The following is a 26528-nucleotide window of genomic DNA, read 5'->3' as shown; positions in this document are numbered from 1 at the left end:
GCTGCAAATACTTATCTTAGAGGAGCAAGCGCAATCCGCAAAGAGTCACGAATATTTCATCGTAGGATGAAGAGAGTGCTTAGAGTTGCGTTATGTCTTTACAACAGCATCGGGCTGAATTTCCATATCTCGCTGGGAAAGCGTATTTTAATTACGGCGGACAAGGAACGATGCCGCGATCGGCAATTGCAGCCCTCCAAGATGCAAATATTCGCTTTCAGGAATTGGGTCCTTTTTCCAGTGCAGCGAATTCCTGGATTGTGCAAGAAGGAAATTTGACGCGAGCAGCGATCGCGAAAGAACTCGGCACAACTGCAGACACGATTACTCTCACCGAAGATGTCTCGGTTGGCTGCAATATTGCCCTGTGGGGAATCGATTGGCAAGCAGGCGATCACATTCTGCTCACCGATTGCGAACATCAAGGAATCGTGGCAGCCGTTCAAGAACTTCAGAGACGATTTGATTTAGAGGTTTCGGTTTGTCCCCTATTAGAGACTTTGAATTCGGGTGATCCAAGCGCGATCGTCGAACAGTTTCTCCAACCCAATACTCGTCTCTTCGTGGTTAGCCACATTCTCTGGAACACGGGGCAAGTTTTACCACTTCAAGAAATGGTGGAAATTTGTCATGCGCGATCAGTACAAGTTCTCGTCGATGCCGCTCAGTCTGTAGGCGTTTTACCCCTAAATCTCACTGAATTAAACGCAGACTTCTACGCCTTCACTGGTCATAAATGGTGGTGTGGAGCGGCGGGAGTTGGTGCTTTGTACGTTCGCCCTGAAGCAAGAGAAACCTTACATCCAACCTTTATTGGCTGGCGCAGTGTGATCACCGATGCCAAAGGAACTCCCGAGTGCTTTCAATCCGATGGTCGCGCTTTTGAGATTGCCACTTCTGCGATTCCGCTGTATCCAGCTTTGAGAGAGGCGATCGCGTTTCATCAGCCCTTTGCCGAAACAAGATATTCAATGATTTGCGATCGCAGTGCGTACCTCTGGCAACGATTGAAAGCATTGCCGAATGTGAAATGCCTCAAAACCTCGGCTCCTGCTTCTGGACTCGTCTCGTTTCAGTTAGAGAATGGCAAGCATCCGCAACTGGTTCAATATTTAGAGGCGCGAAATTTCTTTCTGCGGGTGATTCTGAATCCGAATTGTGTTCGGGCATGTGTACATTACTTCACTACCGAAGAAGAAATCGATGCGTTAGCCCATGCGATCGAGGAATTTCTATAGGTTGCAAACCTCGGCTCCCCTTCACCAACCTCAGCACCAGCGGAGCCGAACCCGATTCTAATCTTGCACGTATTCTTGATCGCCAAACAAACAGGATTCTGCCCGGACAAATTCCCGACCCAAATACGCTGCATGATCCAATCGAGTAATACAGCAAGTTTCAGGCTTCTCAAACACTTCAATACACAACTCTTTCGCCGTCCGACCCCGAAAAACTGCGCTCGGCTGTCGCTTCAACCCGCCGCTACAAGGTAACGGTTCACCCGTTTCTGGGTCGCAGGCTAACCCTTTTTCGTTAATCGTATTCGTGTAAAAATCGGCGCAAATGACCCCGCCGGATCGATCGAGATAAATCAAAAAATAGCCGCTCGGATCGAGTTCAATAAACCGATTCGAGAGCTTGTCATCCAAAGCAGTGGGATTAAAAACCGCTTGAGTCATGAGAGTCCAACCCGTGTCAGCTTATCCATTCTAAATTTTGAAGTCGATTGTTTGTTGCTTAAACGGCAATTCTTGATTAATCGCGTCAATTTCTTGTTGTTCGAGATCATTAATCTGCTCGATATGCGATCGCAAAATCTGCGACAGCCGACTGTTATAGAACCGATGCAGCGAATGATTTGGCATTGCCGGAAAGCCTCGCCGCTTCTTATGCCGCCCGCCCGCACCCGGATCAAATAGTTGAATGCCATTTTGAATGCCCCACTCGATCGGCGCGTAATAGCAAGCATCAAAATGTAAGCAATCAATTTCCTGAGTACAACCCCAGTAACGACCATATAAGCGATCGCCCTTCGTCAGACAAAACGACATGCCGATCGGATGCTCATCCCCTTCTGCATAAGCCGCAAAAAACACAACGCGATGACGGTAGCTCGTATAAAGCTGCTCAAAGAATTTCTTGGTTAAATACTTACTCCCCCACCAGCCAAACTTGTCACAAGTATCACTGTAGAAGTTGTACATCAGCGAAAACATTGACTTTGGGATATCATCCCCAGTCAGAATCTTGAAAGATAAGCCCGCATTTGTCACGGCTTTCCGCTCACGCTTAATATTGCGGCGTTGATTCGCATTAAATGCGCCTAGATAGTCATCAAACGATTGATAGTTCTGATTCGACCAAATAAAACTGTGATGCAGCCAAGAACTAAACCCGTGACGTTCCATCACCACACGCCAATCGGGATCAACATAGAGAAAATTACAGCCAGAGATCCGATTTCGCGAACAGAAATGATCGATCGCGCTGACCATCAGGTCGGTAATCTCGTCCTCATCTTCTCCCGGTGCAATCAAAAATCGATACCCCTCAGCCGGGGTAAACGGTGACATTCCTAAGAGTTTTGGATAATACTGAATCCCTAAGCGATCGGCTAAATCCGCCCATTGGTGATCAAAAACAAACTCACCATAACTGTGACCTTTGATATACAGCGGCGCGGCAGCAATTAACTCATGGTCTCGCCAAACCGTTAAATGATTCGGTAACCAGCCAGAGCGAGCCGTTGTACTGCCCGATGTCTCCAGAGTATGCAACCAGTCCCATTCGAGAAACGGCGTTTTCAGCGGCATTGCCAGAGCATCCCAGGCGAGCTGCGGAACTTCAGAAATCTTATTGATCCAAGCGATCGAGGTTCGGGGCTGGAATTGTTCAACCATATCCACAGTTCAGTAGCTTCATACAGGGTAATAGAATTTGCTCAAATCTGGCATATCAGTCCGCAGCATATCCCCCGCCTGGGTACTGCCATTTTGAAGAAATTCGCGCAAAACTGGTTAGAACGCTCTATCGCCGTTAAAGTAAAAATATGATTTTTGGTGCGAATTCGCTCAAGATCGTACATATAGCGGATGAATCATCTCGAACTATGCCGATAAGATCGTTCACTACTCGTTTCGGCAAAATTCTGCCTTGCCTCCGCTCATCGCTCTAGAAACTTGTCATCGCTCTTCTGCTCTGCCGCTTTCCTGTCTTCGTCCCCTATCCAGTCCTAGGGCTTATGGCAAAGTCACGTCAATCTTCGTTTCGTCGCATCCTGCTATGGCGTTTGTTACTCCTTAGTATTCCGGTGCTATTGACAGGCGAAGTTGTTGCGTATAAGAAAGCAAAATCAGGACTCCTTCAAACAGCGCGGTCTACCCTCACAGCTAGCGCTGTCCGCAAAGCAGAAGAACTACAAACTTCGATCGCCACTTTACGATCGAATCTCGCTTTAGCAACCACGTCTGCCACACTTCAACTCGATTCTCCTCAAGCAACCTATGACTTTCTCGAGCAGTTGCAGCGCAATTCCCCACTCTCGCTGCAATGTATCCAACTGCTGAACTTGAAAACTCAAACTGTTCAGTCCAGTACATGTGGCAATCAACCGATCGTGCAGTTTCCGCGAGATCCCTGGCAAAATAGAGAGACTCCTGCCAATGTGGTCAATTCCAACAATATTGAGGTATCGCCTGGACAGCCTGCTAAAGTTGGCACAGAAGTTTCGGTTGATCATCAATTGAGCTTAGTCATGAGCGCGCCCGTGGTTCTCAAATCTGGAGAGCGTTATGCCTTGAGCGTGCAGGCATCGCTTTACTCAAAACCAGAGCCAGCAGTGAATGCAATTTCATCGGGCTATACCGTTGTCATTGATGATACGGGCGTAATTCTGGCGCATCCGATTCCTGAACGGATCGGGCGGAATATTCGCCAAGAAGCAAACTCTCAGCAGCTACAACGAGTGTTTGAACAGGCAATGGCGAGCAGTACCGTGGGAGCACGCGCCTCAAATGAACGCGAATCGCTTGCACCTGTCCTGTTTGAAGAGAACGGTGCAGAGTGGCTAGCCGGGAGCAGTGCGATTCAGGTGTCGCTGAAGAATGGAGAGACTTCGACGTGGGTTGTGCTCGCGGCAACTTCGGTTGACAGTGCGCTGTTTGGCTTAGGGGATATCAAGCAGGTTTTGATTATCCTCACCTTGGGTTTGTTAACTGCAATTTTATTAGCAACCCTCTATCTCACACGCGATTTGGCTCGTCCGATCGAGAAATTGAGCGAATACGCACTGAAAATCCGCCAGCGTTTTGATGGTGAGCGCGCCCCCAAGAATTTCAAGGTTCGAGAACTCAATTATCTCGCTGAAGCACTCGACAATATGGTGGAGCGTTTAGAAGAACGAGCCAGTGAGTTAGAAGCAGCGTGGCAAGAAGCGCAAGCAGCGAACCAAGTCAAAAGCGAGTTTTTGGCAACGACCTCTCACGAATTGCGAACTCCTTTGAATGCAATTATTGGCTGTGTCCGCTTGGTGCGCGATGGCTGTTGTGACGATCGTGAAGAAGAATTAGAGTTTCTTCAGCAAGCAGATGATGCGGCAATTCATTTGCTGAAAATCATCAATGATTTATTAGACATTGCCAAAATCGAAGCGGGCAAAGCAGAGCTGAGTCTGCAACCTGTGAACATTCGAGAAATGTGTGAGCAATGTCTGAAAATGGTGCAGCCGAGCGCCGAGATGAAGCGGCTGAAATTGGAAATGAAACTGGGCGATGATCTCGATCGTGTTCCCCTCGATGAACGGCGGGTTCGTCAGATGGTGATTAATCTGCTCTCGAATGCCGTGAAGTTTACGCCCGAGGGAGGCTCAGTGTCACTGATTGCCCGGATTGGGTATGGCTATCAACTGGTTCAAGATGTTCGCCCCGATCGCAGTCCGATTAATCAAGAGACCGCTTATCTTTGTCTAGAAGTCGAAGATTCCGGCATTGGCATTCCCAAAGATCGCTGGCATTTATTGTTTAGACCCTTTCAGCAGATTGATTCTTCCATGACTCGCAAGCATGAAGGGACAGGATTAGGACTAGCGCTGACAAAACGATTAGCAGAAATGCACGGGGGCACGTTGTCGTTCTGGTCGGTTCCAGATAAAGGCAGTACGTTTCGGATTTGGTTGCCGTGGTTAGATCCGTTTGCAGAAATAGAGGAAACGGATGCAGATTTATCGATCGCGCCTTCTCCTGTCAAACAATCTCAGCCGCTCAGCATTCAGAACAGCTAAGCACCCCGAATTCAATTCGTCTGACCTGATTGAATTGACAGGGCTACGGGCTAGCTGGATTAAACCTGAGTGCAACCTGATCATCTTGCTGAAAGGTTTGCCACGATCGCTTTAACGCTTCCGGCGCTGGAAATTTTGTGTCGTAAACCGTGATCACATTCGTCAAATCTCGACCCGCCGACTGTAAAACGCGATTGCCTGCCGCCAATGCCACCGACGTTCCCCCATCGAGATTCATCGCTTCATGTGCCCCGATCGCTCTCATAATCTCCGCTTCTTTCTGCAAGGTAATCGGCTTGTGGAAAGTTACCAAATACAACCGATTCGCGCTTTTGGGAAAGCCGATCGCCGATCGCGTCGCCACTCCCATAACCGATGGATCACTGAATCCTTCCTGCCGGGGACGAATCGATATTCTGCCTTGCTTCAACAATCGCGGACCCGCCGTCAACGAGAACCAATGCCGCTCCCACTTGGGCTTTCCCTCCGTTCGAGCGGTCACCATTTCGAGCTGATTGCCGCGCTTGAGTCCTAAAGTGGTTCCATAATTTTCCCAAGGACTGTATTTCAGGAAGCGACCAGCGGCAACCATATTGCCCATGACGCGCTTCTGCTCATCCATGCTAAAGAAAGTTCCGCTGGCGGTGATCGCAGCGCGATGCCGCTTCACCAGAGATTCAAACGCTTCATCGCCCCGAGTCGATCGGGCACTATTTGCCCGAATTGCCTCGTTTGCCAGCCCAATATTAATAAAAGTCTGCGGGTCTGTTAGATCGATCGTGACGAGGCGGATCGGCACTCCCGCAATCTTTCTTTCCACAACTGGGACTGGGCGCGCTACCCGAGACCGCTCAATTGGATCAGCAGCTTGAGCGATGCGAACAGGTTGAGGGGTAATGCCAACGCGAGGCAGCAAAATCGCACAGCTCAGCAGTGTACAGGTAGCCGTAACGGAAAAACTACCGGAAACAGACGATAACCAACGAATCATGAAGCGTTTCTTGGGAAAAACTCTGTCAATCATGCCTTGCTCGTGATTTTTTCAAGGACTGATTAAAAATACGTAATAACTCTGAGCAGAGATCTATCCTCAGGCAGAGGTAAAACCCTAACATTCTCACACCTAGCTTCATTCTCCATACAATTGCCGAGATGATCTGGAAAAGCTTCCAAGTTCAGCAAGATTTCATCAATTCATCAATATTAGGTATCGAAATTACTTCGCTTTCGGATATGCAATACGTTGATGATTCGATTGTTGCCAGACTTGCACAAAAACTTCTGCAATCGCGCTCATTTCTGATCGCGTCAAGCCGGATTCACTCAACTGCCCATCCTTCCACCGGGCTGCCAAAATCTTGTTAATCATATTTAAGGCATCGTCTGGTGTGGCATCCTTGAGCGATCGCAGTGCCGCTTCACAAGAATCAGCCAACATCAAAAGCCCGGTTTCTCGCGATTGGGGAGCAGGTCCGTCATAGCGAAAATCCTCATCGTTGACGATGATCGTCTGATCCTGCTGAGCGCGTTGTAGGGCTTGGTGATGAAAATATGCGATCGTCATTGTCCCTTGATGCTCTGGGATAAACGCTTGCACGACCTTGGGCAATCGCGCGCGACGTGCCATGACTAAGCCTTCTGTCACATGCTTCTTGATAATGGCTGCACTCTGCCACGGATCATCAATCAGATCATGTTTATTCACGCCCCCCATTTGATTCTCAATAAATCCGAGGGGGTCATGCATTTTGCCGATGTCATGATAGAGCGTTCCCGCTCGGACTAATTCCACATTGCACCCCAGTTTCCGTGCAGCGGCTTCTGCCAGATTCGCAACAAATAAAGTATGTTGAAACGTGCCCGGAGTTTCCGCTGCCAACCGCTTCAACAACGCTCGATTAGGATTGGCAAGTTCGACCAAGCGTAAGGTGGTGACCACATCAAACAGATGTTCAAGATAGGGGCTAATCCCGATGGCAATAATGCTCCACCCTAATCCCAACAAGCCTTCTAAGACGGCTCCTCCGAGCAAACTGTACCAAGCAACTCCAGAAAGAGCGCCAAGCAGTAGAAAGAGCAAGCCTTGAGTCACTCCAACCCCTAATCCTAGAAAAGCTAACTCCTCGCGCGATCGCACTCTTGCAGCGAACAGTGCCACCGTGAGTCCAGCGATCGCACTCGGTAACCACTGCGTCCAAGTTAATCCCATGGCGATCGGCAAAATGATCGTCAGTAATCCTACCCCAGTGACAGCTAAAACCGAACCATAGAACGTTCCCATCAACACCCCGATCGCAGGTAAATTCGTTGAAGGCACATTGACCAAAATGAACAAGGGCGTGCTGAGACACATCAAGCCCACCAGCCAGTAGTCTCGATTCCGCAATCCTTTGGGATGATAGCGCTGTTCTAATCGCCAAAAAATAACAACGGAGCCACTGACACAGCCAAAGAGTGCCACTAACCCCCACCAATTTGTTTCGCGGCGACTCAGCTTAAAATAGTCAAGCAAAATAAACGCATCCTGCGTGATCTCTTCTCCCTGCTGAACGATCGCTCTACCCCGGTAAGCGTTCACCATCACAAGCTCAACATTATTTGCCGCAAGTTCGGCTTGTTGGCGGGTTCGATCTTCATCTTTGACTAAATTCGGTTTCAGCGCACTGACGAGGATTTGGGTTGCGATCGCTCTTGTTTCGGGCGGAGTCGCAATTTGCAAATTCAGTGTGATCGCATTTCTCACATATGTTTCTTCTAGCCCAGGTGCAATCCCTTGCATCAACATGCGATCGAGCGTTGCCATCACTTCGCCCTGCATTTTCTGCCACGCTACGTCAGAAACATCAAACAAAGTTGGATCGTAAGGCGCACTAAGCTGTGAACGAGCCGTGACATAGTGCTGCTGGGCCGTTGTGATTTTCGCTTCTAGACCCGATAGCCCATCCAGAGTTGTTTGATTTTTATTCCGAAATAGCTCTGTTGCTGCTCGGCGTTGGACTGGATCACTGATGCGATCGACGAGTTGAGTATTCGGAGCTTGAGTCGCTTCTAAGATCGCTTTCCATTCCCAGACTTCGGCTTTGCGTAAATATCGTTGAGTCGGTTCTGACAGCTTTTCAAGTTCGACATAGGGAAACTCTCCAGCGTCTTTCCGCAGTTTTAGTCCTGCATCTAAGTGGGATTGCACCGTTTTGCGAATTTCATCGGACAGAGCCACATCGGGCATCCAGACCGGAGTCGAAATGCTGCGCGCTGCTCTGCGTTTCTCTTCTGTCGCTTGTTTATTTTCGACTTGGGCATCTCTCGGCGCTGTGATCGTTTCAGGCGCAATCTTACCTATACTCAAACGAGGTTGGTCATAAAATCGCTGTCCCAATGCAGCAGATAGCACCAGCGAAGTGAGCACAATCGTCACAGGTTTCGGGACTTTAGGCTGTTTCCCTAACTGTTTTTGCAGCGCACTGACTCGCTGCAACGATCGCATCGACGCGGACTGCTTAAGATGCTTCCCCGACTCATTGCACACGTGTTGAATTTGTTGCGCCCAAGATCGAAGGGAGTTCATCACTAGCTCACCACCTAGTTTTAATCTTGTGGAATCGACAATGATCACACATGACCTACGCACCACTCTACTAGGTTTTGAGACATTTGATTAACCCTTCAACTACGGAAAAATGCGAGATCAATGCCCGTGATAATCGAATCTATCTATCGCCATTAAATATCATTAACTGACCTAGCATAAGATTTTCAAAGTTAAACGATAGTGATAATAAAAGGAACGTTTTTCGGGGCGATCCCGGTATAGTAAGTGAGAATAATTGCATTAATTTTTAGCCGCGTACAGCCTCTTTCCTCGGGTCTATGTCCTAAAAAATTGCAGTTACAAATCCCAAAGAATCCTGAGATTTGAGTGTAACTTTCATCACATTAGCCTGTTCGTTCCCCTATCCCCAAATTCTTATGCCCCTGGTTCATTCCTCCTCCCTCAACTCACCCCTCACCCTGTCGCTTTTGAGATCGCCTAAGCTGCAGTTTCAGCGCAAAAAACTGTTAACGCTCCGTCCCGACTGTCTCTGGGAAATCGAAACAGGATATGTGCGTTCTGTAACTTGGACTGGATCTGGAGAAGTCACAACCCTTGGAATTTGGGGAGCAGGTGACATGATTGGGAAACCGCTGTCTCGACTCAAGCATTATCAACTCGAATGTCTCACAGACGTGACCGCACAATTAATTCCGACCTCAAACGCGGAAGCCCAAGCAGCATGGATGCGCTACACGAATCAAACCGAAATCATGCTGCAATTCATGCATATTCGATCGACATCACAGCGATTACTCAAACTGTTGTACTGGCTTGCCGCAAGATTTGGCGCCCAGGTCGATCAAGGGTATCTGCTTGATGTACCTCTCACTCATCAGTTAATCGCGGAAATGCTTGGCACGACGAGAGTCACGGTAACGCGGATGTTCAATGACTTCGCTCAACAAGGCAAAATTTGTCCGCTGCCCCGACGTAAGCTGTTGATCTTGTGTGCTGATCTGGGGCGAGAACTGGCTGAATTTGAATTCTGAGATTGAACTGCGTTAGATTGACAGAAGTACAAACGTAGTAGATCCGCTTCGCTGCAGGCAACCATCTCTGAATTCATGAATTTATCTCTCGTTCTCTGGCTCTTGATTGCCCTACCCATTCTCGGCATTGCTATTTATCTGATCACTCCTCGTCGATATCAATCTTCTGATTCGGTCGCAACGTCGTATGACGCATGGACAGAAGATGGCATTTTAGAGTTTTACTGGGGCGAACATATTCACCTGGGGCATTATGGCGTACCGCCTCGCCGCAAAGATTTCCTTGTCGCAAAATCTGACTTTGTGCATGAAATGGTGCGCTGGGGTGGATTAGATCAGCTTCCCCCTGGCACAACTGTTCTCGATGTCGGGTGTGGAATCGGGGGCAGTAGCCGAATTCTGGCAAAAGATTATGGATTCGAGGTCACTGGGGTGACAATTAGCCCCCAACAAGTCAAACGCGCTCAAGAATTAACGCCCGCGGGCGTCACCGCACAGTTTCGAGTCGATGATGCGATGGCACTTTCTTATCCCGATGCCAGTTTCGATGTCGTTTGGTCAATTGAAGCAGGACCGCACATGCCAGATAAGGCGATTTTTGCTAGAGAATTAATGCGCGTTCTCAAACCCGGCGGCATTCTAGTGGTGGCGGATTGGAACCAGAGAGACGATCGTCAAATTCCGCTCAATTTTTGGGAGCGCCCGGTGATGCAACAACTTCTCGATCAATGGGCACATCCCGCTTTTTCGAGTATTGAAGGATTTTCTGAACAATTGGCGGCAACCGGATTCGTGGCAGGTGAAGTGATCACCGCAGACTGGACAGAACCGACGCTGCCATCCTGGCTCGATTCGATTTGGCAAGGCATTGCCCGACCCCAAGGCTTAATCAAATTTGGGGCATCAGGCTTGATCAAATCCCTGCGAGAAGTTCCGACCTTGATCCTGATGCGAATTGCTTTTGGCACAGGTCTTTGCCGATTTGGTATGTTTCGCGCTCAACGCAATACTGCGACCTCTGATCGATCGCACAATCTTTCAACGGCGACCGCTCCCCTGTAATTGAAACCGCAAAATAAAAACCCCTCGATTGAAGAGGGGTGAAACTCGTTAAACACTTTTAGATGTAATCCAACTCACAAGCAAGGCGATCGAACTTACTCTTCAATTTGAGTTTGTTTTTTGCGCTTCAGCAGCAACGCGCCACCGACCGCGGTCAAGCCCAAAATTGCAGTTGGTTCAGGAACCGAAGCCATGCGGAAGGAGTGGTTGTCCGACTCAAACCCGCCGCCCCCGATTTGCGAAATCACAATCCGGTTGAAGTACTGATTCTTCTGGGTAGCGGTGAAATGGACGAACCCATTTCCTTCATTGCCATGTTGGGATGCCCGCACTTCCGCAAGCGGATTCACATCGTTGTAGCCAATCGTCTGAATCAGACGATTGCCATCGAAGAACGAGAACACGTTGCCAGGACTCATTGCGCCCCAGTTGATTCCGAAGTAATCCAAATGGTTGGCTAAATCGATCGTGACATCGTTACCAGCAAATACAGCGAGGTATTTGCTCGTATTTACTTGTCCACTGACACCTGCGGGCGCCCAGACATCAGAACGGACGCTGCTAGACCCATTGTTTTTCTGAAAGCTGTATTTTGCAAATCCCGTCGTCGGCACACTGCCAGAGTTGAAATCTACAGTTTTCGTTCCTGGAAGTTGCAAGTCAGAGTATGCACCTTGATTGGTAACACCGCCCGCTCCAGGAGCACCGTGGGTAATGCTGAAGCTGATCGCTTGAGCCGATCCCGTGTGACTGATAATTGCGATCGCCGACAAAGCCGTAACCGAGAGTAAACCTTTGACAAATTTCATAGACTCGATTTCACGCACTAACTCTATGCGACCATTATTTGTCCGACTCAAGATGGAAGCTTTGAGAGAATGTACTGAAGTTTTGCGAGAACGTGATCTGCCGAGATTTGTAAACCTTGAATTAAGAACCGCGACACAGATCCGTAAAAGTTCTCGGCAGCGAGCATGAATTTTTGAAGACTGTTTCCCCAGTTTTACTGATTTTTTTCAGCAACTTAAAGAAGTTTATGCTGACCTTCATATGAGAATTCGTATCCCCACGAAGCGGGAAAGGTAAACAGTGCAGATAAATTCCGGAAATCTGCGCAGATTTCCAGAGATGGTTTTATAGTGAGAGTCACTGAGGCAAAGTTAGAAGTGCCCAACATTCCCTGAATTGCCCTGGCAAGATTTAAGATTTGACAGCACATCTTGCACAACGTTGCTGGTTAGAATTGGAAAGTGCTTTTACTCGATGTACGCTTTTTCTATTATTGTTGTTTAGCCAATTCAATCCAAGCCTTGCCCGGATCACTTACAAGGCTTATTTCCAGATAATCTATGAATTTTCAACCCACAGAAAAATCTACTTTCTCGCTCACCACTCCACTCTATTATGTGAATGATTCACCGCATATTGGCAGTGCATATCCAACAATTGCGGCGGACGCTTTAGCGCGATTTCAAAGGCTTCGAGGTCGATCCGTGCGATTTGTGACCGGGAGTGATGAACATGGACAGAAGATTCAGCGCACTGCAGAAGCCTTAGGACGCACTCCTAAGGAGCACTGTGATCTGGTCGTTGAAAGCTTCAAAAAGCTGTGGGCGCAGTTAGATGTGAAATACGATCGCTTTATTCGCACCACCGATGAGCCACATGCTGCGATCGTCAAAGAATTTTTTCAGCGAGTGTGGGAAAATGGCGACATTTATCTGAGTCAGCAGAAAGGCTGGTATTGCGTTGCCTGCGAAGAGTTTAAAGAAGAGCGCGACTTATTAGAGAACAAGCACTGTCCGATCCACGTGAATAAACCAGTGGAATGGCGCGATGAAGAGAACTACTTCTTCAGACTTTCTAAGTATCAAGAGAAATTAGAAAAGCTTTATGCCGAGGTGCCTGAATTTATTCAGCCGGACATTCGGCGCAATGAAGTCCTGAGCTTTGTCAGTCAAGGCTTGCGGGATTTCTCAATTTCTCGCGTTAATTTTGATTGGGGTTTTCCGGTTCCGAATGATCCGAACCATACAATATATGTATGGTTCGATGCGCTACTCGGTTACATCACAGCATTATTGGAGCCGGATCAAGCGCCAACTTTAGAAAATGCCATTTCTGAGTGGTATCCCTTCAACGTTCACATCATTGGCAAAGATATTCTGCGCTTTCATGCGGTCTATTTTCCAGCCATGCTCATGTCTGCCGGATTGCCACTGCCCGATCGAATCTTTGGTCACGGATTCTTGGTGCAAGATGGTGTCAAGATGGGCAAGAGCGCGGGGAATGCGATTGATCCGGTCGCTTTGGTTGAGCGCTACGGAGTCGATGCCTTTCGATACTATTTTCTAAAAGGTATCGAATTCGGACGCGATGGAGTCTTTGATGAAGTTCGCTTTGTCGATTTGTGCAACGCCGACTTGGCGGATAACTTCGGAAACTTACTCAATCGCGCTTTGGGACTGATTCACAAAAACAGTGGGGGAGTGGTTCCTGAGGCGGAGATTGCGATCGATCATCCTTTGCGATCGATTGCAGAAGGATTAGAAGACCGAGTTGCACAAGCTTACGAAGCCTTGAGGTTTGATACAGCCTGTGAAGAAACCTTAACTCTTTTACGAGCAGGTAACAAATATATCAATGAACAAGCTCCTTGGTCATTGTACAAACAGGGGAAACCCCAAGAAGCAGAGCAAGTTCTTTATGCAGTATTGGAATCAGTCAGGCTTGCAGCGTATTTGCTCGCCCCTATTGTTCCACACACGAGTACTGCGGTTTATCAACAATTAGGTTTTAGTATTGATTTTAATAACAGTAGCTTAATTGATGTGTCAACCTCCTTCCCCAATCAAGCAAGATGGGGAATACTTCGAGCTAAACAACAACTTCAGAAACCCCAACCTGTCTTTCAAAAACTTGAACTTCCGATTGAAGGTTCATCTTAGTTTTCTAAGTCTCTGTTGAATGTCGCTTCTTTATTTCGTTCAAAACCTTTCATAAAAAATTGAGGATATCAATTGTGTTGAATCATCTGAATCATGAGCCGGAGACGGTATTTTCTCCGGAGCACGTCCTAGAAAATCGCGGGAGAGTTGCCATTTTCATTGATGGCTCAAATTTGTTCTATGCAGCCCTTCAGCTTGGCATTGAGATTGACTACACTAAGCTGCTGGTGCGCTTAACTTCTGGATCAAGATTGCTGCGATCGTTTTTCTATACTGGGGTCGATCGTACCAACGAGAAACAGCAGGGGTTTCTCTTGTGGATGCGACGCAATGGGTATCGCGTCATTTCTAAAGATTTAGTACAATTGCCAGACGGCTCGAAAAAGGCAAACTTAGATGTCGAGATTGCTGTCGATATGATGTCACTGGCAGGGTCTTATGATACTGCTGTCTTAGTCAGTGGCGATGGGGATTTGGCATATGCAGTGAACGCTGTCAGCTATCGTGGGGTGCGAGTTGAGGTTGTGAGCTTACGATCAATGACCAGCGATAGTTTGATTAATGTTGCGGATCGCTATATTGATCTCGACAATATTAAAGAGGATATCCAGAAAACACCGCGCAGCTACACGTATCGTCCGCTGTCAGGAATTGGCTTGATGGATGAACACGACGATCAACATTCATCCTAAAGTTAAGTGATAATTTGGGGAGCAGAATCGAGATTGATTCGTCTAAATTCTCGATCGCTCCCCAGATTTTTTACTTGAGGGCTTGTATTTTGCGTCGTTTTATTCTTTTGAATCTAGCGTTAATCACACTTTTAATGAGCACGACTGCCTGCGGAAATCGTAACCGAGCGGCAGAGCGTTTGGCAGAGGGAACCAAAGAGGCTCAGAAGTTTGATAGTAATCTGACCTTTAAGAATATTACGTTGGAGCAGGCGAACGAGAAAGGACAACTTTTGTGGAAAGTGAATGCCGAGGAAGCCGTTTACGCGAAGGATAAGAAGACGGCAACCATTCAGAAACCCAGAGGTGAGCTTTTTCAAGATGGGCAAACCGTTTTTAAGATTGAAGCAGCGCGCAGTGAAATCAAGGAAGATGGAAAATCGATCTTGATGCGAGGACAAATCACGGCGACCGATGTTCGAGATGGCTCTGTCCTAAAAGGCAAGGAATTAGAGTGGAAGCCTGCTGAAGATGTGTTGATCATTCGGGACGGCTTTACAGGAGATCACAAACAGGTGCAGTTAGCTGCCAAAGAAGGAAGATTTCTCACTCGGGCGCGTCGCGTGGATGTCATGGGGCAGATTGTCGCTCAGGTGAAAGAGCCGACGATGCAAATGCGGGGAGAAAAACTGAGTTGGGAGATTCAGAATCAGAAATTGAAGAGCGATCGTCCTCTGCAAGTCGATCGCTATGAAAATAAACAGCTCACGGATCAAGGCAGCGCCGAACAAACCGAAGTCGATCTCAAAGCGAAAGTCGTGAATCTGCGTCAGAATGCTCGGATTGCACTCAAACAGTCTGGCACTCAGATTACGGGCAATGCTTTGAATTGGAACATTGATCAAAAAACTTTGGTGGCAAGTGAGCCTGTAACGATCGTCAATTCGGCTCAACAAGTCAGATTGACCGCGAACCAAGCAGAGATGCAAATCGATCAGCAAGTGGCAACCTTAACGGGCAATGTGCAAGGGGTCGGGGAGAAAAATGGATCGCGGTTGAGCGCCAATCGAGTCGTGTGGTATCTGATCACGCAGCAATTTCAAGCCAATGGCAATGTGAGCTATCAACAGAGCAATCCGCCCTTTAGCATTGCAGGTCCGCAAGCATCTGGAAAACTCGATGATCAGCAGGTTGCAGTTCAAGGCAGCCAAGAAGGGCGAGTCGAACTACAAATTACACCTCAAGGAGCAGGGCGATAATTTTCCGATGAAAATTGCAAAACTCCGAGCTTTTGTAAAAACTCGGAGTTTTTTCGACTAGGAATTGCTTAGTCTGTAGTCAGCAGAGACAAATCGTGAGCTTAGGAAGCAAATCACAGCGATCAGACGAGCCGCAAATTCATCGCTTTCCATTTTTCGCCACCGTCAGCTAAATTTACCTGTTGTCGCTGCAATCAAGAAAGCAGCATACGTCAGGATATAGCCGACCGTAAAGTGAACTAAGCCAACCAGCCAACCTTGAACGATCGATAAAGCAACAGGTTTATCTTTGAATCGAACTAAATTTGCCAGCGGTGTGCGTTCATGTGCCCAGACTAAGGTTTCAATTAGCTCTTGCCAATAGCCACGCCAGCTAATCAAAAACATAAAGCCAGTTGCCCACACTAAATGACCAAACAGGAACATCCAAGCCCAAACAGACAAATTACTCGTTCCGTAAACGTTATAACCATTGATCAGCGGAGCCGAGTACTGCCAGAGATAATCGCGCAGCCAACCCATCAGATAAGTTGAGCTTTCATTAAACTGTGCGACATTGCCTGACCAGATCGCTAAATGTTTCCAGTGCCAGTAGAAAGTCACCCAGCCGATCGTGTTCAACATCCAGAAAGTTGCTAAGTAGAAAGACTGTTCCCAAGAAGCAATCTGACAAGTACCACCGCGTCCAGGACCATCGCAGGGGAAGTTAAAGCCAAAGTCTTTCTTGTCTGGCATTAGCTTACTTCCACGAGCATCGAGCGCACCTTTCAGACAGATGAGCGTCGTCACATGTAATCCTAATGCGATCGCATGATGCACTAAGAAGTCACCCGGTCCAATCGTTAAGAACAACGAATTTGTCCCACTGTTGATCGCATCGAGCCAACCGGGTAACCAGACATTACCGTGATTCGGCCAAGCCGTCGTTGCCAAGCTATCCGCGTTCGACAGTAACGTATTGAAACCATACAGCGCTTTACCATGAGACGCTTGAATCCACTGAGCAAACACAGGCTCAATCAGAATTTGCTTTTCTGGTACACCAAAGGCAACCTGTACATCATTGTGAACATACAGCCCTAAGGTATGAAAACCAAGGAACAAAGAAACCCAACTCAAATGCGAAATGATCGCTTCTTTATGACCTAGTAATCGAGCTAGTACATTGTTTTGATTGTTGTCTGGATCATAGTCACGAACCCAGAAGATTGCACCATGAGCAAATGCACCGATGAGAAAGAACCCTGCTAGATACTGATGGTGTGTATACAGTGCTGCCTGCGTCGTGAAGTCTTTGGAGATAAACGCATAGGGTGGCATTGCATACATATGCTGTGCGACCACAGATAGCGCTGTTCCTAAAGCAGCTAAATGGATTCCAAGCTGAAAATGCAGCGAATTATTGTAAGTATCGTACAGTCCTTGGTGGGGAAGGTTTCCTTGTCCTTGAATTCCCTTGCCGCGAGCATTGAGAATATCCTTAATGCTATGACCAATGCCAAAATTCGTGCGGTACATATGCCCCGCAATGATAAAGATAACGGCGATCGCTAAATGATGATGCGCCATATCGGTCAGCCACAGCGATTCGGTTTGAGGATGAAAGCCTCCGAGAAATGTGAGAATTGCAGTTCCCGCACCGTCCGAGCTATTAAAAATATGCTCTGCTGTATCTGGATTTTGAGCATACACGCCCCAGTCTCCAGTAAAGAAGGGTCTAAGACCAGCCGGGTGCGGCAGGGTTGTGAGGAAGTTGTCCCAACCCACATGCTGACCGCGAGATTCAGGGATAGCAACGTGAATGAGATGTCCTGCCCAAGCGAGAGAACTGACACCAAATAAGCCAGCTAAATGGTGATTTAGGCGAGATTCCGCATTTTTGAACCAAGCTAGGCTCGGGCGAAATTTCGGTTGCAGGTGCAGCCATCCTGCAAATAAAAACAGTGCTGCTAGCAAAAGTAGAAAAATAGATCCCTGATAGAGATCCGCATTGGTTCTCATACCGATCGTATACCACCAGTGATACACGCCGGAGTAGGCGATGTTGACTGGATAGCTCGCTCCACCTTGGCTAAACGCTTCGACCGCAGGTTTACCAAATTGAGGATCCCAAATCGCGTGAGCAATGGGGCGAAGATGGATCGGGTCTTTGATCCACTGAGGAAAGTTGCCCTGCCAAGCAACGTGGAACAACAGACTAGATGCCCAGAGGAAAATGATTGCAACATGACCAAAATGAGTCGCAAATATCTTTTGATATAGCTTCTCCTCAGTCATGCCATCATGCGTTTCAAAATCGTGCGCGCTCGCAATTCCATACCAGATGCGGCGTGTCGTTGGATCTTGCGCAATGTCTTGGCTAAACTTTGGAAATTTTGTTGCCATAGTTTCTACCTACTCTTATGGGATGAGTAAAGTCGGAGTAGTATTAGCTGATCAATTTAGCGGTGGAGCTATCTCAATTGGTATGTCTATGGGGGGAACTTTCGTTAAATCTAGATTGTGTTAGCAAATACAATTTTGCACGAAAAAGCTTCTAGATTTCCGGGAGGGAAGGCTCTAGAAGCGGCTACGGCAACTAAGTATTAGCTTTGAGCTTAGTGGCTTACACAGCGATCGCATTCTACTGATAGACGGAGATCTGTGTAAAACCTGGATGTAGCCAGGATATCAATCTCGATAGTTTTTTTATGTTGCTGCTCGTAGGATGATGTGATTGCTCGAATCATACTGAATCGTACCTTCTTCTTGAAGTCGATTGAGCAATCGAGTGATAGTTACCCGTGTCGTCGAACAAGCATTCGCGATATCTTGGTGAGTCAATCTAGCTTTGAGCCGAATCCCCTCGCTAGTAGGCTCACCAATCTCTTGAGCGAATAGGGTGAGCAGCCCAATCAAGCGATCGCTGACGCGAAGCTGTCCATGCAGCGTGAGTAGCCGTTCCGTTTGCTGTAATCGTTGGGTAATCAGCGGAACAAGCGCTTGTGCTAAAGTTGCAGACTGACCCAATTCCAAGAGAGAAACAGAGACAAGCTTTACTTCTGATGAAAGAGCCATAGCTTGATAGATAGGGAGACTGGTTAAACTTTTTCCAAAGACCATTCTTTCTGCGACAATGCCTACTAAAACTTCTTCTCCGGTCTCTGTAAAACTACAAAGCTTAACAACTCCCTGTGTGACTAACCAAATCGATTGGGCTGCTAGAGGAATAATTTCACCGCGATTGTATTGGAGCAGCGATCGCGGTTCAAAATTTGCTGGACTGAGTGCATCGGTCGTTGCTTCCGGCTCACAGTTTCGCGGCTCACTGATGATCCAGCGTAGCGCCAAGAGCTTTCCTTGAGCGCGAATTGTATCTACAGTAATTCGCGCATCAAACTGCTGATGTGCATTATATTGAAGCTTGGCTGAGAATTGAATATGATCGCACCCTACAACATCGGTCAGCGCAGTGCGAAATCGATGCCGATCCTCTAGTGCAATGAGAACTGAAAACGGTTTATCGATTAAATGTTGCGATCGTCGATTTAGCAATGCTGCGGCTGCTAAATTAACATCTTGAATTTTGCCTTGAATATCAGTAACAAGATAGCAGTCAGGTGCAAATTCAAATAAATTTTGATATCGTAAGCGCTCAGCATAAATGTCATGATAGTTGCTGTCCAAGACTTCACTCTGACGATTTAATTCTTCGACAGCAACTTCAAGTTCTTCTGAGACAACGCCTAGTTCCTTTAAGGCGATCGAGAAAAAATCACCCGTTGGAGTCTGTTTCGAGTTTTTATATAGATCAAGAATCTTCACGTTCATTGTTTGAATTTGCTGACTTAACAAATTCCCTGTCTTCATGCGAATTCTCTCCTCCTAGCGTGAATATAAAACAGCATATCTAACGATTGCAGGAGCGCCTATTCACCATAATGTAGATGTCTGAAGCGTTTACGTTGCCTAGATCACATTCATTGTTGTGATGACCAATACCAGAAAAGTTTACATTCCCGCTGAAATAGGCTAGAGTTCCCGCAATCCGAAATATCATGCGAATTGAGTCTCGCTTAAGCGTAATACTTATCCTTGATCTTTAGCTCTCCCCACGAACTGTTCTAGGGATTTGTGTGTCTGAGGCAACGCAGTACGGTATGATGTGCCGCATGTTTCGGTGGCATTTTTGACAAGCAATTTGCGGGAGGAGAAAATGACTTATACGATCGCAATGACCAACATGAAGGGCGGCGTGGGCAAAACCACGATGTCTGTGAATTTGGCGACTTGTTTAGCAAAGTTTCACCAGAAGCGGGTGTTGCTCGTCGATTTGGATACGCAGATCAGCGCGACCTTGAGTTTGATGACTCCTGCCGATTTTGCCAAGCTACGGAATGATAAGCGTACCTTGAGGCATTTAATTCATCGTGCGATTCTGTCTGATCCGAAACTCCCCCAGATCGTTCCCGATGCCATCCACAAGTATGTGTGTCAAGTAAAAGGCTTTGATCTTTTGCCAGGAGATATTGATCTCTATGATGAGTTTTTAGTCTCTCAAATGTTGCACAAAACGGCCGTGCAGAAAGGTCAAGCAGATTTTGAGCAAGTCTGGAATGAATTTGAAAAGAATCTGATTCGGCAAGTACTAGACCCGATCGCGAAAGATTACGATTTGATCATTCTCGATTGTGCGCCGGGATATAACTTGATTACTCGGAGTGCATTACTCGCGAGTAATTTTTATCTGATTCCAGCCAAGCCAGAACCTCTTTCTCTGATTGGAATTCAACTTCTAGAACGTCGTCTTGCTAAGCTCAAAGAAACTCACAAAACAGATACCGAGCAAGTGGAATTAGAACTGCTCGGCATTGCCTTTTCGCTCTCTGGCAATCTATTGACGAGCCGTTACCACGGACAGGTAATGAAGCGATTGAATGAAGATTTTAGTGAGGCGAAGCTGTTTAAAACGCGAATTCCATCCGATGTCAATGTCTCGAAAGCAATCGATAGTTTTACTCCGGTTGTCCTCAATAATCCAGGAACTTCAGGATCAAGAGCCTTTGCAATGCTAGCTCAAGAATTGCTACAAAAGCTCTCGCTTCTGACTCGCACAAGCCAGGCAGCGTCGAAAAATCTCTCGCTAGCAGCTTTAGACTAAGATGCCTGGGAAACCGCTATACGAAGCTTGATCCGTTCAATCGTCTCGGGCTGAGACGCTCCCACTCAATTAACTGCCGCAAATGTGGGAGCCAGAATTTTATCTTGATTGTTGAGCGAGGTTAGCATGGGATTACGACTGGAGCAGATTGTACCGTGGGGTCGATCGCTTGCTGAATATATTCAGATGTTTGATCTTTCTGAAACCGATCTTCAGGGCAAAATTCTAGACTGTGGCGGTGGGCCTGCAAGTTTCAATGCAGAACTGACTCAGCAGGGGCATTCGGTCATTTCCTGTGATCCGATTTATCAATTCTCAGTGGCAGAAATTCAGCAGCGAATCGATGAAACTTATGATGTCGTTCTGAGCAAGGTTGAGGCAACGCGAGACAATTTTATTTGGAAGACGTTTCGATCGCCGAAAGAAATGGGACAGTCTCGGATGAATTCGATGCAGAATTTTCTCCAAGACTTTCCGATTGGATTTCAGCAAGGACGCTATCAAACCTGCGAATTACCGAATCTGCCTTTTGCATCGAAACAGTTTGATTTAGCGTTGTGTTCTCATTTACTGTTTCTATACTCTGACCAGTTGTCACTAGAATTTCATTTAGCCTCTATTTTAGAAATGTGCCGTCTATCTGCTGATGTGAGAGTTTTTCCACTTCTACTGAATATGACGGGTGAAATGTCTCCATTTGTTGATCCCATCATTCAAGCATTGCAAGCTCAAGGCTACTCTGCCACAATTCAGCAAGTGCCTTATGAATTTCAGCGCGGTGGCAATCAAATGCTACGGGTTAGAACGTTGTAGAAATCGCTTGGACTGGACAAGTTGGAATACATTGCTCACAGACGATACAGCGCGATCGTGTAAAGGTCAATCGAAACGTCTGTGGATCGAGCGTTAATGCCTCTGTCGGGCAAACTCCCGTACACAGTCCGCAATGTACACAGATATCTTCATCGATCGTAATTTCGCGACTGGCAAATGAGACGTGAATATCCTGCGATCGCATCCAATCGATCGAGGCATCGAGTTGATCAATATCTCCTGACAATTCGACCACTAATTTACCCACTTGATTCGGCGCAACCTGAGCGCGAATAATATTCGCTGCCACATTGAAATCTTTAGCTAATCGATAGGTCACGGGCATTTGCACAGACCGTTTCGGAAACGTTAGGGTGACTCGTTTTTTCACAGTTCGATCTCCAGGTTGCTTCACTGAAATTATATGAATTTTTTGTAAAGCGCTCCGTACAATCCCGGAATTCCGGCAGAATAATTAAGGCACCGTGTCTACCAACACTTTAACTTTATACAACCTTCACGCTCTGTCTATTTTTTATCCGATTCGATTTCCGAATCTCTTGAGCTTCATCAGGGGCAGCCTATCGTCCACCTCACATGGAGTACGTTGAAATGGCTACCTCGCTTCAGAAAGGCGGATTTGCCCTGTTTCTCACGGCGGCTGCAAGTTTAAGCACGATCGCACCTGCCCATGCCGCGATTGTCACGGTCAATAATTCTGGTAATTGGATCAATGGAACAGATACCCTAGCCAATTTAGGACTCAATCTCGTTTCAATCCCAAATGGTGCAGAAGCCTTTGGAGTTTATTTAGACAAGATCAGTTCACCACTCGGTGACATTGAATTTAGCCCCAGTGTTGTTAAGCGACCCATCGGTCCCAATCAAGCAACAGATTGGCTCACTTGGAGTAATGGCTATCAGGGCGAAGTTTATGCGGCCTATAACACCACAACGCTCAACCTGAAGTTACCCAATCTCATCGCGTTTGATTTTTATGCTGAGCCGAACGTATTGGATTCGTTTACGATTTCTGCGATCGCCCAAAGCGGGGTCGTTTCTGATGTCCTAGCTCAGTCGATCAATGGCAACGCAGGGGCACAGTATTTCGGCTTTTACTCCGATGATCCGCTTGATCCAATTCAGTCGATTCAGATTAGTGCTCCGGAGACAGCAAATGGATTTGCGATCGCACAGATGCGAGGTGCTAGAGCTTCCTCAGCCACGGTTCCTTCTCCCGCCCTTCTCCCTGGAATGATTGTCATGGGCTTAGGGATGTGGCGAAAATATCGGTCAAAATCCGATTTAGGCTAGTACTCGCCGAAAGTATTACTCCAGCCAAAAATATCAGCGGGCGCGCGCATGAATGCAATGTCACATCTCATGCTTAAGTCGAACTAGGTTCGGGCATTCTAGGCATTAAGAGAAGCGCCCCGCTGAGTTTTCATATGTTCCGAATCCTAGTGATTGACGATGATCAATTAATCCGTAAACTTCTAAAAAAACTTCTGCAAAATCAAGGTTATGAAGTCTTTGAGGCAACCAGTGGAGAAGAAGGGTTAACACTCATTTCCTCGATTTGTCCTGCACTGATTCTCTGCAACTGGGATTTACCCGGAATTGATGGGGTTTCAGTCTGTCGAGCCTTAAAAGCTGATCCAAATTGGTCGGATATTTATGTTGTTCTACTCAATGCTCAGCCATCAGCAGAACATCACATTAAAGCTCTCGATCAAGGAGCCAATGATTTTCTCTCAAAGCCGTTCCAGATCAGTGAACTCAGTGCTAGATTACGCGCAGGGCTGCGCGTTTACCAGGCATTTCAAGAACAGCGGAGACTCACTCAAGCATTAAAAGTTCAGCAAGAGCGCTTAGAGTCAGAAATTGCTGAAGCAGCGGACTATGTGCGATCGCTCTTACCCACGCCGATGAATGATAAGGTCATGACGCGATCGCAGTTTCTTCCGTCTCGACAGCTTGGCGGAGACTGCTTTGACTATCATTGGCTCGATGCTGATTTTCTAGCAATGTACTTACTGGATGTCTCTGGACATGGCTTAGGAGCGGCTCTAGTGTCGGTGTCGATCCAAAATATTCTCCGTGCACAGATCTTACCTGGAACTAACTTCTATCAACCCGGATTAGTGCTGACTGCCTTAAACGAAGCTTTTGCTTCCGGGCAGGCAGACAATTGGGACGCTGACACACCGGAGCGCTATTTCACAATCTGGTATGGAGTCTACAACTATTCCAAGCAACTTCTGATGTACGCGAGTGCAGGGCATCCTCCTGCACTGGTGCTGTCTGGGCAATCTCCTCATCATCAAGTACATCGTCTCAGAACACCCGGAACTCCGATCGGGATGTTTCCAGACACTAAGTACAAAACTCAATTCTTCAGAGTAGAGCAAGAAAGTACTCTCTACCTTTTTAGTGATGGCATCTATGAATTCATGCAGCCGAATGGCGAAATCTGGAATCTCAATAGCTTTATTGATGTCGTGAATCAGTGTCACCGCTCAGACTTGATCGATAACTCAGAAGCTATCATTCAGACGGTTCAAGATCTCACAGGAAGCAAAGATTTTGATGATGATTGCTCGTTGCTTCAGATCAAATTGAAGTAACGCAAGAACTCCAAGTTTTTGAAGCCTCTGGAGTTCTATATCAGATTGGGGAATAGTTTGCTTTGGCTTGGTAAAACGCTTCTTGATTGGGAAAAATTTCAAAGAACTGAGCCACATCTGCTAAGTCCAGCAGCATCTTGACCTCTTGTCGAATGGAGCAGAGTGAAACGGTTCCATCTGCTCCATTCACAAGCTTCAGGATACTGACCAGCACTCCCAATCCAGCACTATCCATAAAAGTCACTTGCTCAAAATCGATCAACACCTCGACCGTGCCTGCTTCAATCAGATCAGCGATTTCTTGTCTAAACTGTTTTGCCTGAGTGTGACTCAGAATGCCACTGAGTTGAATAACTTTGACAGGTAAACTCATAATGATGACTAACTCACTGAATAGGTGATGGATCAGATAGGAAAAACCTAGATCATATAGCCCTGATCGCTGAAGAAGCTGCTTATGTAAAATTTCAGATTTTTACTGCCGCGTACGGAGACGGATTTGATTGCGATTCCGTAATTTCAACCTATATCGATCGAGAAAATAGCCACTATCTTTTAGGTGTAAATTCAGAGATCTATTTGAAAACCTTAAAGAATGCTCAAGCTGAGAACCTCGCAATGATAAAAAACACGTTCTCGCCTGCTTCTTGGAACGTTATTAACGTGAGTTTAGTCACGGGATGACTGCTATCTGGATTGCTACTCTATCCTTTGAAGGCTTGGAGTTTACCGCTCTCTCTTGGCGATCGCATTAAACTTTCGATTCCAGAAGGCGATTGATTTAATGGAACTTACGAAGCTAATTTAGACAGAACTTTAAAGGAGTGTGCGATTCCACAAGCATATGGATGATCCCCAAATTGAACTCGCGATCGCGCACGATTTGGGGTCGCACAAGCGAGAGAAATATCTAGAGTGTTATCGATTCGCTCAACACAGGCACTCTGTTATCAGTTGAGTGTCGATTTTCAAACGGTTTCATCTAATCGGGTGCATCGTCGATTTTCTAAATCCGTCGCCTATTCAATGACAGGCATGATTCGATCATCGTTTTTGCGACACGGATGATCGGTTAGCGAGGCAGGATTTCTGGCTTGACTTGCCATGTTGCTGTCCCCTAATCGTCGCCTAATCTCTGAGGTCAATATGGTTCAACAGCGCTCTCCTATTGAATTTGTCGTCACCCAAACAGATAGTACGTATCTGATTAAACTTCCGTCCATGCTCACTGTTGTCGAAGCAGTTGCTTTCCGGACAAAATGTCGGGAATTGATCGAAGCCCATCCAACTGTCACAAAGCTGATTCTTGATTTTGCGCAGACGACTTTCATTGATAGTAGCGCGATCGGTGCTTTAGTGATGTGCCTTAAAGCAACGAAAAGCCGTCAGATTGAGATGGCACTTTGGAGCGTTCGGCCTGAGATTTTAGCAATTTTCGCTTTAGCGGATCTCGATCGACAATTTACTATCGAGCCTGGAACTGCTCCTTTAGACCCTGTTCTGATTCAGCCTGCGGTCGAATCGACACATCCATCCATTCAGTCTCGTACCAAACGACTTATTGATATTGCTGGAGCATTAGTTGGGCTGACCATTACAGCGCTTGTGTTTGTGCCGATTGCGATCGCGATTAAGCTAGATAGTCCGGGTTCGGTTTTATTTTCTCAAACTCGCTGTGGACATTTGGGACGGCACTTTCGCGTTTGGAAGTTTCGTTCAATGGTCACTGACGCAGAACAATTAAAATCTCAAGTTCAAAATGAGAATGAAGGCGCATTTTTCAAGAATGCGAAAGATCCGAGAATTACTAAGGTCGGACAGTTTTTGCGAAAAACAAGCTTAGATGAGCTACCGCAGTTCTGGAATGTGTTGCGGGGTGAAATGAGTTTAGTAGGGACTCGTCCACCCTTACCCGAAGAGGTTGAGCGGTATGAAATTCCGAATTGGCAGCGCCTTGATGTGAAACCGGGAATTACAGGTGAGTGGCAGGTGCATGGTCGATCGCAGATCCGCAACTTTGAGGAGGTGATTCAGCTTGATCTACGCTATCAGCAACGCTGGAGCTTGAAATATGATTTACAACTGATCTTGAAAACAGTAGCTGTTCTACTAAAGAAAGGCAGTGCATTTTAATCTTGAACAGGTATCA

At 46.8% G+C, this 26528-nt stretch carries 21 protein-coding genes; 12 read left to right on the top strand and 9 right to left on the bottom strand.

Features of this window, described 5'->3' with window-relative positions; all coding sequences use genetic code 11:
• Positions 1-92: 92 nt before the first annotated feature.
• Entirely contained in the window at positions 93-1238 is a 1146-nt protein-coding gene (locus OU814_RS12940) for an aminotransferase class V-fold PLP-dependent enzyme (protein ID WP_017286371.1), read from the top strand.
• Positions 1239-1295: 57 nt separating this feature from the next.
• Here the strand turns inward: OU814_RS12940 and OU814_RS12935 are convergent, their stop codons facing one another.
• Positions 1296-1679 (bottom strand): DUF4346 domain-containing protein, encoded by a 384-nt coding sequence (locus OU814_RS12935; protein ID WP_017286370.1) that lies wholly within the window; start codon positions 1677-1679, stop codon positions 1296-1298.
• A 30-nt stretch (positions 1680-1709) separates the two neighbouring features.
• Entirely contained in the window at positions 1710-2900 is a 1191-nt protein-coding gene (locus tag OU814_RS12930; protein ID WP_017286369.1) for a GNAT family N-acetyltransferase, read from the bottom strand.
• A 341-nt stretch (positions 2901-3241) separates the two neighbouring features.
• On the opposite strand from OU814_RS12930, the gene OU814_RS12925 reads away from it, so the two are divergent.
• Entirely contained in the window at positions 3242-5278 is a 2037-nt protein-coding gene (locus OU814_RS12925; RefSeq protein WP_190647149.1) for a sensor histidine kinase, read from the top strand.
• Between the two features lie 43 nt (positions 5279-5321).
• Here the strand turns inward: OU814_RS12925 and OU814_RS12920 are convergent, their stop codons facing one another.
• Together OU814_RS12920 and OU814_RS12915 are read right to left on the bottom strand one after the other, a co-directional pair.
• Positions 5322-6269 carry a phosphodiester glycosidase family protein gene (locus OU814_RS12920; RefSeq protein WP_144056321.1) on the bottom strand — a complete coding sequence of 316 codons (948 nt, stop codon included), beginning with the start codon at positions 6267-6269 and terminating at the stop codon, positions 5322-5324.
• A gap of 225 nt (positions 6270-6494) precedes the next feature.
• Entirely contained in the window at positions 6495-8843 is a 2349-nt protein-coding gene (locus OU814_RS12915; protein ID WP_268183361.1) for an HD family phosphohydrolase, read from the bottom strand.
• A gap of 401 nt (positions 8844-9244) precedes the next feature.
• Between OU814_RS12915 and OU814_RS12910 the strand changes: the two genes are divergently transcribed.
• Both OU814_RS12910 and OU814_RS12905 read left to right on the top strand, forming a co-directional pair.
• Positions 9245-9859 carry a Crp/Fnr family transcriptional regulator gene (locus tag OU814_RS12910; protein ID WP_268183359.1) on the top strand — a complete coding sequence of 205 codons (615 nt, stop codon included), beginning with the start codon at positions 9245-9247 and terminating at the stop codon, positions 9857-9859.
• Between the two features lie 75 nt (positions 9860-9934).
• Complete coding sequence (locus OU814_RS12905) at positions 9935-10921, top strand: methyltransferase domain-containing protein (RefSeq protein WP_268183357.1); 987 nt, start codon at positions 9935-9937, stop codon at positions 10919-10921.
• A gap of 95 nt (positions 10922-11016) precedes the next feature.
• Here OU814_RS12905 and OU814_RS12900 read toward each other — a convergent pair whose 3' ends face one another.
• Positions 11017-11730, bottom strand: a complete 714-nt coding sequence (locus OU814_RS12900) for a PEP-CTERM sorting domain-containing protein (protein ID WP_017286363.1) — start codon at positions 11728-11730, stop codon at positions 11017-11019.
• Positions 11731-12270: 540 nt separating this feature from the next.
• Between OU814_RS12900 and metG the strand changes: the two genes are divergently transcribed.
• From metG to lptC, 3 genes are all read left to right on the top strand, one after another.
• Positions 12271-13869: a methionine--tRNA ligase gene (gene metG / locus OU814_RS12895; protein ID WP_017286361.1), complete on the top strand. Its 1599-nt coding sequence runs from the start codon at positions 12271-12273 to the stop codon at positions 13867-13869.
• A gap of 74 nt (positions 13870-13943) precedes the next feature.
• Positions 13944-14561, top strand: a complete 618-nt coding sequence (locus tag OU814_RS12890) for a LabA-like NYN domain-containing protein (protein WP_268183353.1) — start codon at positions 13944-13946, stop codon at positions 14559-14561.
• A gap of 14 nt (positions 14562-14575) precedes the next feature.
• Complete coding sequence (gene lptC / locus OU814_RS12885; RefSeq protein WP_071596141.1) at positions 14576-15799, top strand: LPS export ABC transporter periplasmic protein LptC; 1224 nt, start codon at positions 14576-14578, stop codon at positions 15797-15799.
• 165 nt (positions 15800-15964) lie between these two features.
• Here the strand turns inward: lptC and psaB are convergent, their stop codons facing one another.
• Together psaB and OU814_RS12875 are read right to left on the bottom strand one after the other, a co-directional pair.
• The gene (gene psaB / locus OU814_RS12880; protein ID WP_268183350.1) at positions 15965-18184 is read right to left on the bottom strand and encodes a photosystem I core protein PsaB; all 2220 of its coding nucleotides are present in this window, start codon (positions 18182-18184) and stop codon (positions 15965-15967) included.
• A 303-nt stretch (positions 18185-18487) separates the two neighbouring features.
• Positions 18488-19648, bottom strand: a complete 1161-nt coding sequence (locus OU814_RS12875) for a helix-turn-helix domain-containing protein (protein ID WP_268183348.1) — start codon at positions 19646-19648, stop codon at positions 18488-18490.
• 346 nt (positions 19649-19994) lie between these two features.
• Between OU814_RS12875 and OU814_RS12870 the strand changes: the two genes are divergently transcribed.
• Positions 19995-20939 carry a ParA family protein gene (locus OU814_RS12870; RefSeq protein ID WP_017286356.1) on the top strand — a complete coding sequence of 315 codons (945 nt, stop codon included), beginning with the start codon at positions 19995-19997 and terminating at the stop codon, positions 20937-20939.
• A 126-nt stretch (positions 20940-21065) separates the two neighbouring features.
• Positions 21066-21752: an SAM-dependent methyltransferase gene (locus tag OU814_RS12865; protein WP_268183346.1), complete on the top strand. Its 687-nt coding sequence runs from the start codon at positions 21066-21068 to the stop codon at positions 21750-21752.
• On the opposite strand, the gene OU814_RS12860 is transcribed toward OU814_RS12865, so the two are convergent.
• On the bottom strand, positions 21739-22143 hold the full coding sequence (locus tag OU814_RS12860) for an NIL domain-containing protein (RefSeq protein ID WP_026148420.1): 405 nt from the start codon (positions 22141-22143) through the stop codon (positions 21739-21741). The genes OU814_RS12865 and OU814_RS12860 overlap by 14 nt on opposite strands.
• A gap of 221 nt (positions 22144-22364) precedes the next feature.
• Between OU814_RS12860 and OU814_RS12855 the strand changes: the two genes are divergently transcribed.
• Both OU814_RS12855 and OU814_RS12850 read left to right on the top strand, forming a co-directional pair.
• Positions 22365-23066, top strand: coding sequence for a PTPA-CTERM sorting domain-containing protein (locus OU814_RS12855; RefSeq protein WP_017286353.1), 702 nt, complete (start codon positions 22365-22367; stop codon positions 23064-23066).
• 134 nt (positions 23067-23200) lie between these two features.
• Positions 23201-24379, top strand: coding sequence for a SpoIIE family protein phosphatase (locus tag OU814_RS12850; RefSeq protein ID WP_268183342.1), 1179 nt, complete (start codon positions 23201-23203; stop codon positions 24377-24379).
• A gap of 40 nt (positions 24380-24419) precedes the next feature.
• On the opposite strand, the gene OU814_RS12845 is transcribed toward OU814_RS12850, so the two are convergent.
• Complete coding sequence (locus tag OU814_RS12845; protein ID WP_017286351.1) at positions 24420-24752, bottom strand: STAS domain-containing protein; 333 nt, start codon at positions 24750-24752, stop codon at positions 24420-24422.
• A 773-nt stretch (positions 24753-25525) separates the two neighbouring features.
• On the opposite strand from OU814_RS12845, the gene OU814_RS12840 reads away from it, so the two are divergent.
• Positions 25526-26512 carry an exopolysaccharide biosynthesis polyprenyl glycosylphosphotransferase gene (locus OU814_RS12840; RefSeq protein ID WP_268183340.1) on the top strand — a complete coding sequence of 329 codons (987 nt, stop codon included), beginning with the start codon at positions 25526-25528 and terminating at the stop codon, positions 26510-26512.
• Positions 26513-26528: the final 16 nt, after the last annotated feature.

The sequence above is a fragment of the Leptolyngbya sp. GGD genome (assembly GCF_026735145.1).
Lineage (GTDB): Bacteria > Cyanobacteriota > Cyanobacteriia > Leptolyngbyales > Leptolyngbyaceae > Leptolyngbya > Leptolyngbya boryana.
The sequence above is the reverse complement of the archived record's forward strand: the minus strand, read 5'-3'. Positions and strand labels throughout refer to the sequence as shown.

Excerpts from the sequence above, each read along its gene's own strand:
- psaB (WP_268183350.1), bottom strand. The coding sequence starts at position 18,184 with ATGGCAACAAAATTTCCAAAGTTTAGCCAAGACATTGCGCAAGATCCA.
- OU814_RS12875 (WP_268183348.1), bottom strand. The coding sequence starts at position 19,648 with ATGAAGACAGGGAATTTGTTAAGTCAGCAAATTCAAACAATGAACGTG.
- OU814_RS12925 (WP_190647149.1), top strand. The coding sequence starts at position 3,242 with ATGGCAAAGTCACGTCAATCTTCGTTTCGTCGCATCCTGCTATGGCGT.
- OU814_RS12840 (WP_268183340.1), top strand. The coding sequence starts at position 25,526 with ATGGTTCAACAGCGCTCTCCTATTGAATTTGTCGTCACCCAAACAGAT.
- OU814_RS12900 (WP_017286363.1), bottom strand. The coding sequence starts at position 11,730 with ATGAAATTTGTCAAAGGTTTACTCTCGGTTACGGCTTTGTCGGCGATC.
- OU814_RS12920 (WP_144056321.1), bottom strand. The coding sequence starts at position 6,269 with ATGATTCGTTGGTTATCGTCTGTTTCCGGTAGTTTTTCCGTTACGGCT.
- OU814_RS12865 (WP_268183346.1), top strand. The coding sequence starts at position 21,066 with ATGGGATTACGACTGGAGCAGATTGTACCGTGGGGTCGATCGCTTGCT.
- OU814_RS12905 (WP_268183357.1), top strand. The coding sequence starts at position 9,935 with ATGAATTTATCTCTCGTTCTCTGGCTCTTGATTGCCCTACCCATTCTC.
- OU814_RS12940 (WP_017286371.1), top strand. The coding sequence starts at position 93 with ATGTCTTTACAACAGCATCGGGCTGAATTTCCATATCTCGCTGGGAAA.
- OU814_RS12845 (WP_017286351.1), bottom strand. The coding sequence starts at position 24,752 with ATGAGTTTACCTGTCAAAGTTATTCAACTCAGTGGCATTCTGAGTCAC.
- OU814_RS12915 (WP_268183361.1), bottom strand. The coding sequence starts at position 8,843 with ATGAACTCCCTTCGATCTTGGGCGCAACAAATTCAACACGTGTGCAAT.
- OU814_RS12870 (WP_017286356.1), top strand. The coding sequence starts at position 19,995 with ATGACTTATACGATCGCAATGACCAACATGAAGGGCGGCGTGGGCAAA.
- OU814_RS12935 (WP_017286370.1), bottom strand. The coding sequence starts at position 1,679 with ATGACTCAAGCGGTTTTTAATCCCACTGCTTTGGATGACAAGCTCTCG.
- OU814_RS12855 (WP_017286353.1), top strand. The coding sequence starts at position 22,365 with ATGGCTACCTCGCTTCAGAAAGGCGGATTTGCCCTGTTTCTCACGGCG.
- OU814_RS12930 (WP_017286369.1), bottom strand. The coding sequence starts at position 2,900 with ATGGTTGAACAATTCCAGCCCCGAACCTCGATCGCTTGGATCAATAAG.
- OU814_RS12910 (WP_268183359.1), top strand. The coding sequence starts at position 9,245 with ATGCCCCTGGTTCATTCCTCCTCCCTCAACTCACCCCTCACCCTGTCG.
- metG (WP_017286361.1), top strand. The coding sequence starts at position 12,271 with ATGAATTTTCAACCCACAGAAAAATCTACTTTCTCGCTCACCACTCCA.
- OU814_RS12850 (WP_268183342.1), top strand. The coding sequence starts at position 23,201 with ATGTTCCGAATCCTAGTGATTGACGATGATCAATTAATCCGTAAACTT.